Genomic DNA, 14322 nt, shown 5'->3' on the forward strand with positions numbered 1-14322 from the left:
GCGGCGACCGGGCACGGCGTCGGGCGGATGGAAGGGACGCCCCGACAGCGGGGCGTCCCAGCCTGGGGTCGACCGGCTACGGCCGGTCGACGGGCGAGCCCACCAGGTGTCCCTGGTAGGCCGGGCTCGTGAGGAACGCCGGGAAGTCGTCCTCCAGGGCGACGGCACGGAAGATGTCGGCCGCGTCGTCGATCCGGTTGCCCTGGCCGTGCGGCAGCGAGGCCACGACGTCGAGCAGGATCGCCTCGACCCGCTCCCGGGTCACGGGCTGCCGGTCGTCGTCGGTCACGGTGCCCGACGCGATCCACTGCCACACCTGGGACCGGGAGATCTCCGCGGTGGCGGCGTCCTCCATGAGGCTGTCGAGCGCGGCGGCCCCGGTACCGCGGAGCCACGCGTCGAGGTAGCGCACGGCGACCGAGACGTTCGACCGCAGCCCGGCGGACGTCACGGTCGCCCCGGCCCGCCGCGCCGACGCGACGTCGAGCAGCTCGTGCTGCCCCACGGCGACGTCGGGCCGCAGCCGGGTGACCTGGTGGGGTGCGTCGCCGAGCACGGCGTCGAACTCGGCCTCGGCCACCGGGATGAGGTCGGGGTGGGCCACCCAGGTGCCGTCGAAGCCGTCGCCGGCCTCGCGCTTCTTGTCGGCGGCGACCTGCTGGAACGCCTGCCGCGTGACCTCCGGGTTGCGGCGGTCGGGGATGAACGCGCTCATGCCGCCGATGGCGTGCGCGCCGCGCTTGTGGCAGGTGGCCACGAGCAGCTCGGTGTACGCGCGCATGAAGGGCGCCGTCATGGTGACCTGGGCGCGGTCCGGCAGCACGTACGACTCCCCGCGCGTCCGGAAGCACTTGATCACCGAGAACAGGTAGTCCCAGCGGCCGGCGTTCAGCCCGGCGCAGTGGTCACGCAGCTCGTAGAGGATCTCCTCCATCTCGAACGCCGCCGGCAGCGTCTCGATGAGCACCGTGGCGCGCACGGTGCCCCGCGGGATGCCGAGCGCGTCCTGCGCGACCTCGAAGACCTCGTTCCACAGCCGCGCCTCCCGGTAGCCCTCCAGCTTGGGCAGGTAGAAGTACGGGCCACGGCCGCGGGCGATGAGCTCGGCGGCGTTGTGGAAGAAGTAGAGGCCGAAGTCCACGAGGCTGCCGAGCGTGCTGCTCGTGATGCCGTTCGCGTCCGTGTACCGCAGGTGCGCCTCGTCGAGGTGCCAGCCGCGCGGGCGGAACACGATGGTCGGGAGGTCCACGAGGTCGGCCGACCGCAGCGTGTACTCCTTGCCGCCCTCGTTCGTGAAGCTCAGGGTGCCGCGGATCGCGTCGTGCAGCGCGAGCTGCCCCTCGATCACGTTGGGCCACGTGGGGCTGGACGCGTCCTCGGCGTCGGCCAGCCAGCACCGCGCTCCGGAGTTGAGCGCGTTGATCGTCATCTTCGGGTCGGTGGGGCCCGTGATCTCGACGCGCCGGTCCTCCAGGCCGGGCGCGTTGTGCGATCCGGCCACCCGCCAGTCCGGGTCGTCCCGGACCGGCCGGGTCGAGGCCCGGAAGTCGGGGTCGCTGCCGTCGGCGATGTCCTGGCGGCGGAGCTGGCGCTGCGCGATGAGCTCGTCGCGGCGGGCGTCGAACCGGTCGTGCAGGAGAGCCAGGAACGCGAGGGCCTCCGGCGTCAGGATCTCGCCGTACCGCGGCCCGACGGCCGCGGTCACGGTGATCACGCCCCGGCGGGCGCCGGTCCCCGAGGCGCCCACCCCGCCGTTCGGCAGCGTGCTGGGGGCCGAGCTCCGGGGCGCGAGGGCCGGGGCGGGCGCCTGCGCGGGAGCGGGGGTCGACGGCGGGGCGGACGTGGTGCGGGACACCGGGGCGGACCCGGTCCGGGCCGCCGGCGGGGTGCCGATCCCGGCCAGGCCGGCGTCGGCGTCGTAGGGGCTGGTGCCCTGGGCGCGGCTGTCGATGGTGGCGGTCATCAGAACTGCGCCGCCTCGGTCGAGCCGGCCAGCGCGGTGGTCGCGGAGTCCGGGTTGAGCGCGGTGGCGACGCGGTCGAAGTAGCCGGTGCCGACCTCGCGCTGGTGGCGCGTGGCGGTGTAGCCCCGCTCCTCGGCGGCGAACTCCTGCTCCTGCAGCTTCACGTAGGCCGACATCTGCTCGCGGGCGTAGCCGTGGGCCAGGTCGAACATCGAGTAGTTCAGGGCGTGGAAGCCGGCGAGGGTGATGAACTGGAACGTGAACCCCATCGCGCCCAGCTCGCGCTGGAACTTGGCGATCGTGTCGTCGTCGAGGTGCTTCTTCCAGTTGAACGACGGCGAGCAGTTGTAGCTCAGCATCTGGTCGGGGAAGTCGGCCTTCACGGCCTCGGCGAACTTCCGGGCGAGCTCGAGGTCCGGTGTGCCGGTCTCCATCCAGATCAGGTCGGAGTACGGCGCGTAGGCCTTGGCGCGGGCGATGCACGGCTCGATGCCGTTGGTCACCTTGTAGAAGCCCTCGTTGGTGCGCTCGCCGGTGATGAACGGGCGGTCGCGCTCGTCGACGTCGGACGTGATCAAGGTCGCGGCCTCGGCGTCGGTGCGGGCGATCACGATGGACGGCACGTCGGCGACGTCGGCCGCGAGCCGGGCCGCGTTGAGCGTGCGCACGTGCTGCTGGGTGGGGATGAGCACCTTGCCGCCAAGGTGGCCGCACTTCTTCTCCGAGGCGAGCTGGTCCTCCCAGTGCACGCCCGCGGCGCCGGACTGGATCATCGACTTCATCAGCTCGTACGCGTTCAGCGGGCCGCCGAAGCCAGCCTCGGCGTCGGCCACGATCGGCGCGAGCCAGTCGCGGGTGGGGGTGCCGTTCTCGGCGACGTCGATCTGGTCGGCGCGCAGCAGGGCGTTGTTGATGCGGCGGACCACGGCCGGCACGGAGTTGGCCGGGTAGAGCGACTGGTCGGGGTAGGTCTGCCCCGAGAGGTTCGCGTCGCCGGCCACCTGCCAGCCGGAGAGGTAGATGGCCTGGAGGCCCGCCTTGACCTGCTGCACGGCCTGGTTGCCGGTCAGCGCGCCGAGGGCGTTGATGTAGTCCTCCTCGTGGAGCTGGCGCCACAGGCGCTCGGCGCCGCGGCGGGCAAGGGTGTTCTCCTCGCCGACCGAGCCGCGCAGGGCGACGACGTCCTCGGCCGTGAAGCTGCGCTCGATGCCGGCCCAGCGCGGGTCGGACGCCCAGGACTGGCGGAGCTCCTCGGCGGTCTGGACCTGGTCCCCGGCGCGCACGGAGGCCTGCGCCGGCACCGCGGTCGTCGCGGACGTGGTCGCCTCGGACGTGGGGTTGATCGTGGGTGCGCTCATGGCGGGTCTCCTTCTCGGGACGGAACGTTGCCACCGCGTCTGCCGGTGACGTGTTACGACCATCTGCCCCCCGCAACCCCCTTCTCAAGCAGATCCGCGCAGAAGTTTTCGTGTTCTTCTGTTGATCGGAAGCCTTTGCCTATGTCACCCTCTGGCATGGCAGGAAGCACCGGAAATCGCGGAACCGCCCGAAACGCGACATCACCGCGTTCTACGCAGAGCAGGCAAACGGCTCTACCGGCGCCGGCCCCGGCGGACGGCGAGCCGGACGCGCTCACGATCGGCCGGCGCATCCGTTACCTGCGCACCGGCAAGGGCATGACGCTCGAAGATCTCGCCGCCGCCATCGACCGGGCCCCGTCGCAGGTCAGCACGCTGGAGAACGGGAAGCGAGAGCCCAAGTTCTCGCAGCTCCAGGCCATCGCCCGGGCGCTCGGCGCCGGGGTGGACGACCTGCTGTCGGCCGAGCCGCCGTCGGAGCGGGACGCGCTGGAGATCGAGCTGGAGCGCGTGCAGCGCGGCCCCCTGTTCGCGTCCCTCGGGATCGACGGTGTGCGCATCGGCAAGTCGCTGCCCACCGATGCGCTCGGGACCATCCTGGCGCTGCACCGGGAGCTGGAACGCCTGCACACCGAGCGCGCCGCGACCCCGGAGGAGGCGCGCCGGGCCAACGGCGAGCTTCGCGACGACATGCGCGCCAAGGACAACTACCTGCCCGAGCTGGAGCAGGTCGCCAAGGAGCTGCTGGCCGACGTGGGGCACATCTCCGGGCCGCTCCCGCAGCGGATGGCCGCGGAGATCGCCGCGCACCTCGGCTTCACGCTGCACTACGTGAGCGACCTGCCACACTCGACGCGGTCGGTGATCGACACCCGCAACCGGCGCGTCTACCTGCCGTCCAAGGGGTTCCGCGGCCGCTCGAACACGCGCTCGGCGCTGCTCCAGGCGCTCGCCTCGCACGTGCTCGACCACACGGAGCCGGGCCACTACGGCGAGTTCCTGCGCCAGCGGGTCGAGGCCAACTACCTCGCGGCGGCCCTGATGGTGCCTGAGAAGCCGGGCGTGAAGTTCCTGCGCGACGCCAAGGACGAGCGCGCCATCGCGATCGAGGACCTGCGCGACGCGTTCGGCGTGTCCTTCGAGACCGCCGCGCACCGGTTCACCAACCTCGCGACGCGTCACCTCGGGATCCCGGTGCACTTCATGAAGGTCCACGAGTCCGGGATCCTGCACAAGGCGTACGAGAACGACGGCGTGCGGTTCCCCTCGGACGCCCTGGGCGCCGTCGAGGGCCAGCACGTCTGCAAGCAGTGGACGGCGCGCCAGGTGTTCGACGTCGAGGACCGGTTCAACCCGTACGCGCAGTACACGGACACGCCGTCGGGCACCTACTGGTGCACCTCGCGCGTGGAGAACACGTCGGACGGCGCCTTCTCGGTGTCGGTGGGCGTGCCGTTCGCGCACGTCAAGTGGTTCTCCGGGCGCGAGACGACGGTCCGGTCGGCGTCGCGGTGCCCCGACGAGTCGTGCTGCCGGCGTCCGCCCGCGGACCTGACCGAGAAGTGGGGCGACTTCGCGTGGCCCTCCGCCCGTCCGCACGCGTCGATGCTCGCCGCGATGCCCTCGGGTGCGTACCCGGGCGTGGAGACCACGGAGGTCTACACGTTCCTGGAGCGGCACGCCCCCGAGGGCTGAGGCTCAGCGCTGGAAGAACTGCATCGAGTACAGGCCGTCCGGCTGGTCCTCGCCGACCGGGTCGGCGCCGTCGTCCCAGTTCTTGAACTCGACGGTGACCGGGCCGGCGGCTCCGGCGTCCACCTGGAACTCCTCGCCGTTGGCGAAGTAGCCGAGCGACTGTTCGGCGAGGACCCGATCGGCGCGGTCGACCACGAGGAACGCCGTGTTGCTCTGGCAGATGCCGTCGGTGTCGCTGCCGCGTCTGATGCCGACGGCCACGTACGACCGGCCGCCGGGCACCATTCCGACGCCGAGGGCGAGGTTGTTGAGTCCGGAGTTGGCGTGGCACCTGGTGGGCGGGACGCGATGGGTCCAGATGATGTGCTGCCGACGGTCAGCGACGTCGTCGAGCAGCAGGGTGCGGATCGCATAGCCGGTCTCGGTCTGGACCGGCCAGACGACGCGCGTCGCCGTCTCGCCCGAGGCGAGGAGGGCGTGGACGCTGGTCCGCATCTGGTACTCGGGAGGCCTGCTCGTGTGGGGCTGCCGCCACAGCTGGTTGCCGGCGATGATCGTCTCGCGGCCCGCTCCGTCCGAGGCGATCGAGAGGTTGACGCGGGTTCCGTTGACCGTCATCACCCGGTTGCTCGCCGACACCGTGGTGGAGCCCTCGCGAACGACCCTCCGGCTGATGGACGACTTGCCCTCGAAGGGCACCGCCGACACGACCGTGGTCTTGCCCTGCTCGTTGAGGACCACGTCGGCGGCGAGGTGGGGGAAGGGCCCGATCGGGAGGTCCACGAACGTCCACTCGCCGCCGCGGAGAAGGCGGGCCAGGACCATCCTGCCGTCGGGGTGGAGCCGGAGGAGCACCGAGACGTCGCCGTCGGAGTTGGAGTCCAGGTACGCGGCGTGGACCGGCCCGTCGTAGAAGGTGCTGGTATCGCTCCATGTGTCGCCGTCGTGGACGCGGTAGCTGGCAGGCCCGTCGGCGGCGAACGTGACGTTCACGGCGTAGTTGCCGGGGCCCGCCGCGAGCCCGGTCCAGCTCGCTGGTCCGGTCTCGGTCCTGACCCAGTCGTTCTCGTACCCGTGCTCGAGATACGAGACCGGTTTGTACCCGGCCTCGGCGTTCGCGTCGACGAAGACCCGCCCGGATTCGGCGACGGCCACGTTGCGATGGGCCTCCTCGGGTCTCTCGGCCCAGCTGTGCAGCGGGTCGCCGGGATAGGCCGCCGCTGTCCCAGCGGACAGGGTGGTCAGCAGGCTGACCGCGGCCGTTGCCGCGATGGTTGCTGCGACAGATGCTCGGCGCATGGTGACTCCTCGGGGTGTCACGTGCAGCGGGGCGTGCTGGCGCGGCGTTGCGGCAGCACCCTGGCCATGGCCTGCGGCCTTGGCCGCTTCGATCCTGGCACGAACGGCCCGTGCAGACCCGCAAAGTGCGGGCGAACTTCCGTCGACGACACCCGCCGGTGGGTGCCCGGCCGGCCGCACGCCGCCGACCGGACACCGTTGTGGTCAGCAGCCCGTGACCAGGTCGTACACCCCCTCCGACGTCTCCCGCAGCGTCGTCACGGTCGCGTTGCCCTGGCCCAGGTAGTCCAGGGTGCCGACGGCGTAGAACGGGTTGTACGGGTCGATGCCGTACGACGTCGCCCGGCCCGCGGCCTGGTGCTGCGCGTTCGTGGCCGCGCCGCAGAACAGGCCCGGCGGGTCCGTGGGCGGGTCGGTGGGCGGGTCCGTCGGCGGGTCGGTGGGCTCGGCCGACCGGTCCACGCGCCGGTTGTTGTCGAAGAAGAAGTCCGTGACGTACGCCGGGTAGTTCACCGAGCTCGTCGAGATGTACGAGCCGCCCGGCCCGCCGCCGGCCGGCCACGCGTGGCCCACGTTCGTGTTGGCGATCAGCGAGACGCGCGGCCCCGCGGCGTCGGACCAGAGCGTGCCCGAGCCCGCGGTGTTGGTGCCGGGGAGCCCCGCCAGGGAGAACGACGACTGGCTGGAGGCGCCGTAGATCCCGGCCATGACCTGCGCGTTCAGCGTGTTGTAACCGGTCGCGACCGTCGTGTCGGACGACCCGTACACGACCGACGTCACCTGCGTGCCGAAGCCCGGCGAGCCGGTCGAGGCGAAGTTCCGGCAGACGGTCGTGGCCTGCGCCTTCGTGGTCGCCACCGACCCGATCTGGCCCGACGTCGTGCCGACCGTCGGGCCGGCGTCGATACCGATCCCGGCGAAGACGTCGGGCGCGAGGCAGCCCATCACCATGGTCTCGCCGCCGCCCGACGAGAGCCCGGAGAGGTAGACCTGGTTCGGGTCGATGCCGAGCGCGGCGTCCCCGAGCAGGTCGTCGACGAGCTGCAGCAGGTTGTCGTCGTGCCGCGCCGGGTTGGCCCGCGAGTGCGAGGTGTCGTAGTAGTCCCAGCAGCCGAGCAGCACGCCGCCGTTCGGCGCCGCGGGCACAGCCACGACCATGCCGTGCTCGTCGGCCGTCGTGGTCCAGTTGCCGCCGCTCTTCAGGTTGGCCGACGTCTGCACGCAGCCGTGCAGGTTGATCATCAGCGCCCGCCCGGCAGCCAGCGCGGGCTCGGACGTCGGCACGTAGAGCTGCGTCGTCATGCCGCCCGCCGTGCGGGACGACCAGGCGCCGGCCGCGGCGACCTGTTCGACGGCGGCGGGCGCGCCGGGCTGGGCGGCGGCGGCCGTGCTCACGACGGCGGCCGCCGCGGGCGGGACGAGCGCCACGGCGACGGCCGCGATCCAGACGAGCGCACGGCGGCCGGGTCGGCCGGGCGGGCGCGGGGACGGGTGTGTCATGCGAACCTCCACGTTGAGGTCGTGCTGCCCGAGGCGCTCCGATGCGCGGGGTCAGCCGGACATCTGCGGACATTAGGTGCGACCTGAATCACCTGTCAATAGTTCACCCCGACCCCTTCTGGCGGCGGATGGGTTGACACGAGATCCCGTCTCGTCCACTATCTCCGCAACCTGAATCGCCTCTCAGGTTTGGGCGACGTAGCCCGCACCCCACGAGCGGCGACCACCCGAAGAAGGGCAGAGTCATGCGGACGAGGAAGTCCCTCATGGCCGTCGCCGCCGCGGCGGTGACGGGCCTGGCGCTCGCAGCGTGCGCGCCGACCGGCGCGACCACCGGCGGCAGCGGCGACGACGGCGCCGACGCGGCGCCGATCGACGTCGGCATCGTCTACTCGGAGTCCGGGCCGCTCGCGGCCTACGGCGCGGCCTACAAGCAGGGGTTCGAGGCGGGCATCGAGTACGCCACGGACGGCACCGGGACGGTGGCCGGCCACGAGCTGAACGTGACCTACCACGACGACGCCGGCGACCCCGAGAAGGCGGTCTCGCAGGCCAAGGACCTGATCGGCAAGGGCTACCAGATCCTGGGCGGCACGGTCGTCTCGGGCGTGGCGCTGCCGCTGGCCGAGCAGGCCGAGCAGAACAAGGTCCTGTACGTCTCCGGCCCCGCGGCCGTGGACACGCTCACCGGCATCAACCGGTACACGTTCCGCAGCGGCCGGCAGTCGCTGCAGGACGTCGCCGCGGCGGGCACGTTCGTGGACCCGAAGGGTGCGAAGGTCGTCGTCTTCGCCCAGGACAACGCGTTCGGTCAGGGCAACCTCGCCGCGGTCGAGGGTGTGCTGGGCGGCCAGGGCGCGGAGGTCTCCTCGGTGCTGGTGCCCGAGGACGCCACCGAGTTCACGCCCTTCGCCAAGAAGGTGCTCGACGCCAAGGCCGACATGGTGTTCGTGGCGTGGGCGGGCGCCACGACGGGCGCGATGTGGCAGGGCCTGGACCAGCAGGGCGTGCTCGACGGGACCACTGTGGTGACCGGCCTCGGCGACGTGGCCACCTACGGCGCCTACGGGGACGCGGCCGAGAAGGTCAGCTTCCTCAACCACTACTTCCCGGGCGCGGCCGGCACCGAGACCGAGACCGCGATGCTCGACGCCGTCGAGGCGGCCGGCGGCACGCCGGACCTGTTCACGCCGGACGGCTTCGTGGCGGCGCAGCTGATCGTGCACGCGATCGAGGAGGGTGCCGGCGACGTCGAGGCGATGGTCGACGCGCTGGAGGGCTACACGTTCGAGGGCCCCAAGGGCGAGACCACGGTCCGCGCCTCCGACCACGCGCTGATCCAGCCGATGTACCAGGCCAAGCTGGTCAAGGACGGCGACGCCTGGACGCCGGAGCTGGTCGAGGTCATCGACGGCGAGTCCGTCGCGCCCGCCGAGGCGAGCGAGTAATGGCGACGGGTGGCGAGCCGGTCCTCGAGACGGCCGGGCTGGGGCTGACGATCGGCGGCGCACGCATCCTCGACGGGGTGGACCTCCGGGTGGGGCGCGGCGAGCTGCTGGGCGTGATCGGTCCGAACGGCGCGGGCAAGACCACGCTGTTCAACCTGATCAGCGGGATCTACCGGGCCACGAGCGGCCGCGTGCTGCTCGGGGGCCGGGACGTGACCGCGGCGTCCGTCGCGGTGCGGGCCCGCGCCGGACTGGGCCGGACGTTCCAGACGTCGAGCCTGTTCCCGCGGCTGTCCGTCGTCGAGAACGTCCGGCTCGCCACCCAGCGCCGCCTCGGCGGCAGCCTCTCGGTGCTGAGCTTTCCCCGGCGCGGCGACGCCGCGTCGGGGGAGGCCGCCGAGCACCTCGCGACGGTGGGCCTGACCCACCGGGCCGACGCCGCGGCCGGCGACCTGTCCCACGGCGACAAGCGCAAGCTGGAGATCGCCGTGCTGCTGGCCATGGACTCGTCGGTCGTGCTCCTGGACGAGCCGATGGCGGGTGTGGCGACGGGCGACGTCGCCGGGCTGGTCGAGGTGATCCGGTCCATCAACGACTCCGGCCGCACGGTGCTCATGGTGGAGCACCACATGGACGTGGTGCTGGGCCTCGCCGACCGCGTCGCCGTCATGCACCACGGCGAGCTCCTGACCTGCGACGTCCCGGAGAAGGTCATGGCGGACGAGACCGTTCAGTCGGCGTACCTGGGCACGACGGCGGGCTCGACGGCGGGGAGCGCGGCATGAGCGGGTCTCGACAGGTTCGACCAGCGGAGAAGCCGGTGCTGGAGGTGCGCGGGCTGTCCGCGCGCATCGCCGGCCAGGAGGTGGTGCACGACGTGTCGTTCGAGGTCCCGGCCTCCGGCGTCACCGCGGTGCTGGGCCGCAACGGCGTCGGCAAGACGTCCACGCTGCGGGCGGTCCTCGGCCTGATCGAGCGGTCGGGCGAGGTGCTGCTCGACGGCGTCCGGGTGGACGCCGAGCGCACGGACCGCATCGTCCGCCGCGGCGTGGGGTACGTGCCGGAGGACCGCGAGGTGTTCGCGGGCCTGACGGTGGCGGAGAACCTCCGGCTCGCGGAGCGCCGCGCGGGGAGCGGCGGCACGGGGGCGGCACGGCCCGGCACGACGGCGGAGCACCGCGAGCTGGTCGACGCCCTCTTCCCGGACCTGGTCAAGCGGGCCGGGCAGCGCGCGGGCACGCTCTCGGGCGGGCAGCAGCAGATGGTCTCGCTGGCGCGGGCGCTGCTCAACGAGAACCGGATCCTCCTCGTGGACGAGCCCACCAAGGGGCTCGCGCCGCGGATCGTGACCGAGGTGACCGACACCCTGGCCGCAGCCGCCCGGACCGTGCCCGTGCTGCTCGTGGAGCAGAACCTCCAGGTCGTCGAGCGACTGGCCGAGCGCGTCGTGGTGATCGACGCCGGACGCGTGGTGCACACGGGCCCGGCGCGGGCGCTGCTGGACGACACCGACCTGGTCCAGCGGTTGCTGGGGGTCTCGGCGGGCTCGACCAGCGAGGCGGAGGCCGGCCGATGAGCACCCTGATCCTCCTGCTGGCCACAGGTCTCGGCCTGGGCGGGCTGTACTTTCTCGTCGCCTCGGGCCTGTCCCTGATCTACGGCCTGATGGGCGTGCTGAACTTCGCGCACGGCTCGTTCCTCACGCTCGGCGCGTTCGCCGGGCTGGCGGCCGGCAACCTCGTCGGCGCGGGCACCTGGGGTGGCCTGCTGCTGGGCCTCGTGGTGGGCGCGCTGACCGGCGCGGCCGCGGCGACCGCCACGGAGCTGGGCCTCATCCGGCCCCTGTACAACCGGCACATCGAGCAGGTGCTCGTCACCGTGGGCCTCTCGCTCGCCACGGTCGCCTTGTTCGAGGGGATCTGGGGGCCCAACCCGCGCAACGTCACGCGCACCGAGTGGCTCTCCTCGACCACCGACGTCCTGGGCGCGCACGTGCCGAACACCGCGTTCCTCAACGTGCTCGCGGCGGCCGCGGTGCTCGGCGGCATCGTCGCGTTCCTCAAGTTCACGCGGTACGGCCTGATCATCCGCGCCGGCGTCGAGAACCGGGCCATGGTCACGGCGCTCGGCATCGACGTGCGCCGTGCGTTCACGCTCGTCTTCGCCGTCGGCGGGGCCGCGGCCGGCCTGGGTGGCGTGCTCGCCACGCAGTCGCTGAACTACGTCTCGCCGCACCTGGGCGCGAGCCTGCTGATCTTCGCGTTCATCGTCACGGTGATCGGCGGCATGGGCTCACTGACCGGGGCGGCGGTGGCGTCCGTCGTCGTCGCCGTGCTGCAGCAGCTCGCGAACTTCTACCTGAACAACACCGGCGACCTGATCGTCGTCCTGCTCCTGGCGCTCGTGCTGCTCGTGCGCCCGTCCGGACTGATGGGGAGGCCCGCATGAACCGCAGGACCCGCACCCGCCTCGGCGGCCTGGCGCTCCTGGTGCTCCTGGCCTGCCTGCCGCTGCTGGCGCTCCCGGTCCCCGGTGTGCTGCCCGGCTACACCTACGAGCCGGGCACGCTCCAGCTCCTCGCCCTGTGCTGGCTGACGGCGGCGCTCGCGCTGTCGTACCACCTGCTGTTCGGGGTCGCGGGCCTGATGAGCTTCGGGCACGCGCTGTACTTCGCGGCCGGCATCTACGGCCTCGCGATCGTGCTGGACCGTACCGACGCGCCGCTCCTGCCCGCCGCCGCGCTGGTGCTCGTGGGCGGTGTCGCCCTCGCGTTCGTGGTGGGTGCCATCTCGCTGCGCGTCACCGGCATCTCGTTCGCCATGGTCACGCTCGCGTTCGCCCAGGCCGGGAACGTGCTGGTGCGCCGCGACCAGGGCGACGTGACCGGCGGTGAGGAAGGCCTCGCCCTCGCGACCGACGGCGTGCCGGACGCCCTCGTCGGCGTGGTCAACACCCGCAACCTGTACTGGCTGGCGCTCGCCGTGCTGCTGGCGGTCTACCTGGTGGTGCTGTGGATCGAGCGCAGCCGGGCCGGGCACATGGCCGCGGCCGTGCGCGAGAACGAGGTCCGCGTGCGCATCATCGGCGGCCGCCCGTACCTGACCAAGCTCGTCGTGTTCGTCCTGGCGGCGTCGCTCGCGACCGTGGTCGGGATGGCGTACCTGCTGCTGCAGTCCGGCGCCTCGCCGGCGACGTCGACCGCGGACTTCACGCTGACGCTCCTGGTCATGGTGGTGCTGGGCGGGGTCGGCTCGCGGTGGGGCGCAGTCGTGGGGGCGGTGCTCTACACGCTGCTGGACCAGCGCCTCGCGGAGCTCGCGCACTCGGCGGCCGTGGCCGGGCTCCCGGCCGTGCTCCGCATCCCGCTGTCGGAGCCGATGTTCCTGCTCGGCACGTGCTTCGTGCTGGTCGTGATCTTCCTGCCGGGCGGGCTGGCGGGTGCGGCCGAACGGCTCGCCGCCCGACGTCGGCCCGCCGGGAGCCCCGCACCGGAGGGGGCCACGGCATGAGCGACCTGCACACGCTGGGCCGGTGGCCACGCGACCGCGCCCTGGCCACACCCGACCGGGTGGCCGTCGACGACCGCGGCGTCACCCTGACCTACCGTGCCCTCGATGCCCGGGCGACGGCGCTCGCGGCCCGGCTGCGGGACGCCGGGTACGGCGTGGGCGACCGGATCGCGACCGTGACCGGCAACAGCTCCGACCAGGTGGTGCTGTTCTTCGCCTGCGCCAAGGCCGGGCTGGTGCTCGCGCCGCTGTCGTGGCGGCTGTCGCCGCACGAGCTCGCGGCGCAGCTCGACCAGGCCGACCCCGCGCTCGTGCTCGTCGAGGAGGAGTGCGGCACCCTGGCCGACGCCGCGCTCGAACGGCTGCCCCTGCCGCCGTCGCGCACCGCGCTGGGGCGGCACGGCGTGGAGGCCCGCGTGCCGCCGCCCACGCGGCGCCGCACGGACCTGGCCGCGCCGCCCGCCGGCGGCCCCGGCCGCGAGGTGCGCGACGACGACCCGCTGCTGCTGGTCTTCACGTCCGGCACGGGCGGCACCTCGCGGGGCGCGCTGCTCACCCACGCGAACTGCTTCTGGAACAACCTGTCGCTGTCCCGCACGGTCGAGCTGACCAGCACGGACGTGGTGCTCTCGGTGCTGCCGCAGTTCCACGTGGGCGGCTGGAACATCCAGCCGCTGCTGGCCTGGTGGACGGGCGCGACGGTGGTGCTGGAGCGCACCTTCGAGCCCGAGCGCGTGCTGCGGCTGGTCGCCGACCGGCGGGTCACGACGATGATGGGCGTGCCCACCAACTACCTGCTGCTGGCCGAGCATCCCGGCTTCGCGGACGCCGACCTGAGCTCGTTGCGGCACGCCGTGGTGGGCGGCGCGCCCATGCCGGAGCCGCTGCTGCGCGCCTGGCACCGGCGCGGCGTCGCGCTCACCCAGGGCTACGGCCTCACCGAGGCCGGCCCCAACGTGCTCTGCCTGCCCGACGACGTGGCGCGCGACCGCGTCGGCTCCGCCGGGGTGCCGTACCCGCACGTCGAGGTGGCGGTGGCCGACCCGGTCACCGGCGAGCACCTCGCGGGCACCGCCGTCGGCGAGCTGCTGGTGCGCGGCCCGAGCGTGTTCGCGGGCTACTTCCGCGAGCCGGAGGCGACCGCGGCGTCGTTCGCCGGCGACTGGCTGCGCACCGGTGACCTGGTGGAACGCGATGCCGACGGGTACTACCGCGTGGTGGACCGGCTCAAGGACGTGTTCATCACGGGCGGCGAGAACGTGACCCCGGCCGAGGTCGAGGCGGCGCTCCGGCGGCACCCCGCCGTGGCCGACGCCGCCGTCGTCGGCGTGCCCGACGACCGCTGGGGCGAGGTGGGCCACGCCTTCGTGGTGCCGCGCGGCGGGCAGCTCACCGACGCGGAGGACCTGGAGGCCTTCTGCCGCCGCGAGCTCGCGGGCTACAAGGTGCCCCGACACTTCGACCTCGTCCCCGACCTGCCACGCTCGTCCCTGAACAAGGTGGTGCGCTCGGCGCTCCACGTACGCCCTGCCGAGGAGGCCCGGTGAGCA

11 protein-coding genes are annotated in these 14322 nt (G+C 72.7%); 7 read left to right on the forward strand and 4 right to left on the reverse strand.

What is annotated here, in order from left to right:
- Positions 1-76: 76 nt before the first annotated feature.
- Both aceB and aceA read right to left on the reverse strand, forming a co-directional pair.
- Entirely contained in the window at positions 77-1963 is a 1887-nt protein-coding gene (aceB, locus tag ACZ7LE_RS06145; RefSeq protein ID WP_470402422.1) for a malate synthase A, read from the reverse strand.
- The gene (gene aceA / locus ACZ7LE_RS06150) at positions 1963-3321 is read right to left on the reverse strand and encodes an isocitrate lyase (protein WP_470402423.1); all 1359 of its coding nucleotides are present in this window, start codon (positions 3319-3321) and stop codon (positions 1963-1965) included. Before aceA ends, aceB begins: the two co-directional genes overlap by 1 nt.
- A gap of 156 nt (positions 3322-3477) precedes the next feature.
- Between aceA and ACZ7LE_RS06155 the strand changes: the two genes are divergently transcribed.
- Positions 3478-5016, forward strand: a complete 1539-nt coding sequence (locus ACZ7LE_RS06155) for a helix-turn-helix domain-containing protein (protein ID WP_470402424.1) — start codon at positions 3478-3480, stop codon at positions 5014-5016.
- A 3-nt stretch (positions 5017-5019) separates the two neighbouring features.
- Here ACZ7LE_RS06155 and ACZ7LE_RS06160 read toward each other — a convergent pair whose 3' ends face one another.
- Positions 5020-6315 (reverse strand): hypothetical protein, encoded by a 1296-nt coding sequence (locus tag ACZ7LE_RS06160; protein ID WP_470402425.1) that lies wholly within the window; start codon positions 6313-6315, stop codon positions 5020-5022.
- A 204-nt stretch (positions 6316-6519) separates the two neighbouring features.
- Entirely contained in the window at positions 6520-7815 is a 1296-nt protein-coding gene (locus ACZ7LE_RS06165) for an extracellular catalytic domain type 1 short-chain-length polyhydroxyalkanoate depolymerase (protein ID WP_470402426.1), read from the reverse strand.
- Positions 7816-8060: 245 nt separating this feature from the next.
- Here ACZ7LE_RS06165 and ACZ7LE_RS06170 point away from each other — a divergent pair, with 245 nt between their 5' ends.
- From ACZ7LE_RS06170 to ACZ7LE_RS06195, 6 genes are read left to right on the forward strand one after another with little or no spacing between them, the layout of a single operon-like run.
- A complete protein-coding gene (locus tag ACZ7LE_RS06170; RefSeq protein ID WP_470402427.1) occupies positions 8061-9263 on the forward strand; it encodes a substrate-binding domain-containing protein in 1203 nt (400 codons plus the stop codon).
- Positions 9263-10048, forward strand: coding sequence for an ABC transporter ATP-binding protein (locus tag ACZ7LE_RS06175; RefSeq protein WP_470402428.1), 786 nt, complete (start codon positions 9263-9265; stop codon positions 10046-10048). The genes ACZ7LE_RS06170 and ACZ7LE_RS06175 overlap by 1 nt, the downstream gene beginning before the upstream one ends.
- Entirely contained in the window at positions 10045-10839 is a 795-nt protein-coding gene (locus ACZ7LE_RS06180; RefSeq protein ID WP_470402429.1) for an ABC transporter ATP-binding protein, read from the forward strand. The genes ACZ7LE_RS06175 and ACZ7LE_RS06180 overlap by 4 nt, the downstream gene beginning before the upstream one ends.
- Complete coding sequence (locus ACZ7LE_RS06185; protein ID WP_470402430.1) at positions 10836-11711, forward strand: branched-chain amino acid ABC transporter permease; 876 nt, start codon at positions 10836-10838, stop codon at positions 11709-11711. Before ACZ7LE_RS06180 ends, ACZ7LE_RS06185 begins: the two co-directional genes overlap by 4 nt.
- Positions 11708-12772, forward strand: coding sequence for a branched-chain amino acid ABC transporter permease (locus tag ACZ7LE_RS06190; protein ID WP_470402431.1), 1065 nt, complete (start codon positions 11708-11710; stop codon positions 12770-12772). The genes ACZ7LE_RS06185 and ACZ7LE_RS06190 overlap by 4 nt, the downstream gene beginning before the upstream one ends.
- Positions 12769-14319, forward strand: coding sequence for a class I adenylate-forming enzyme family protein (locus ACZ7LE_RS06195; RefSeq protein WP_470402432.1), 1551 nt, complete (start codon positions 12769-12771; stop codon positions 14317-14319). The genes ACZ7LE_RS06190 and ACZ7LE_RS06195 overlap by 4 nt, the downstream gene beginning before the upstream one ends.
- The last annotated feature ends 3 nt before the right edge of the window (positions 14320-14322 follow it).

Source organism: Promicromonospora sp. NPDC110617, from assembly GCF_055598465.1.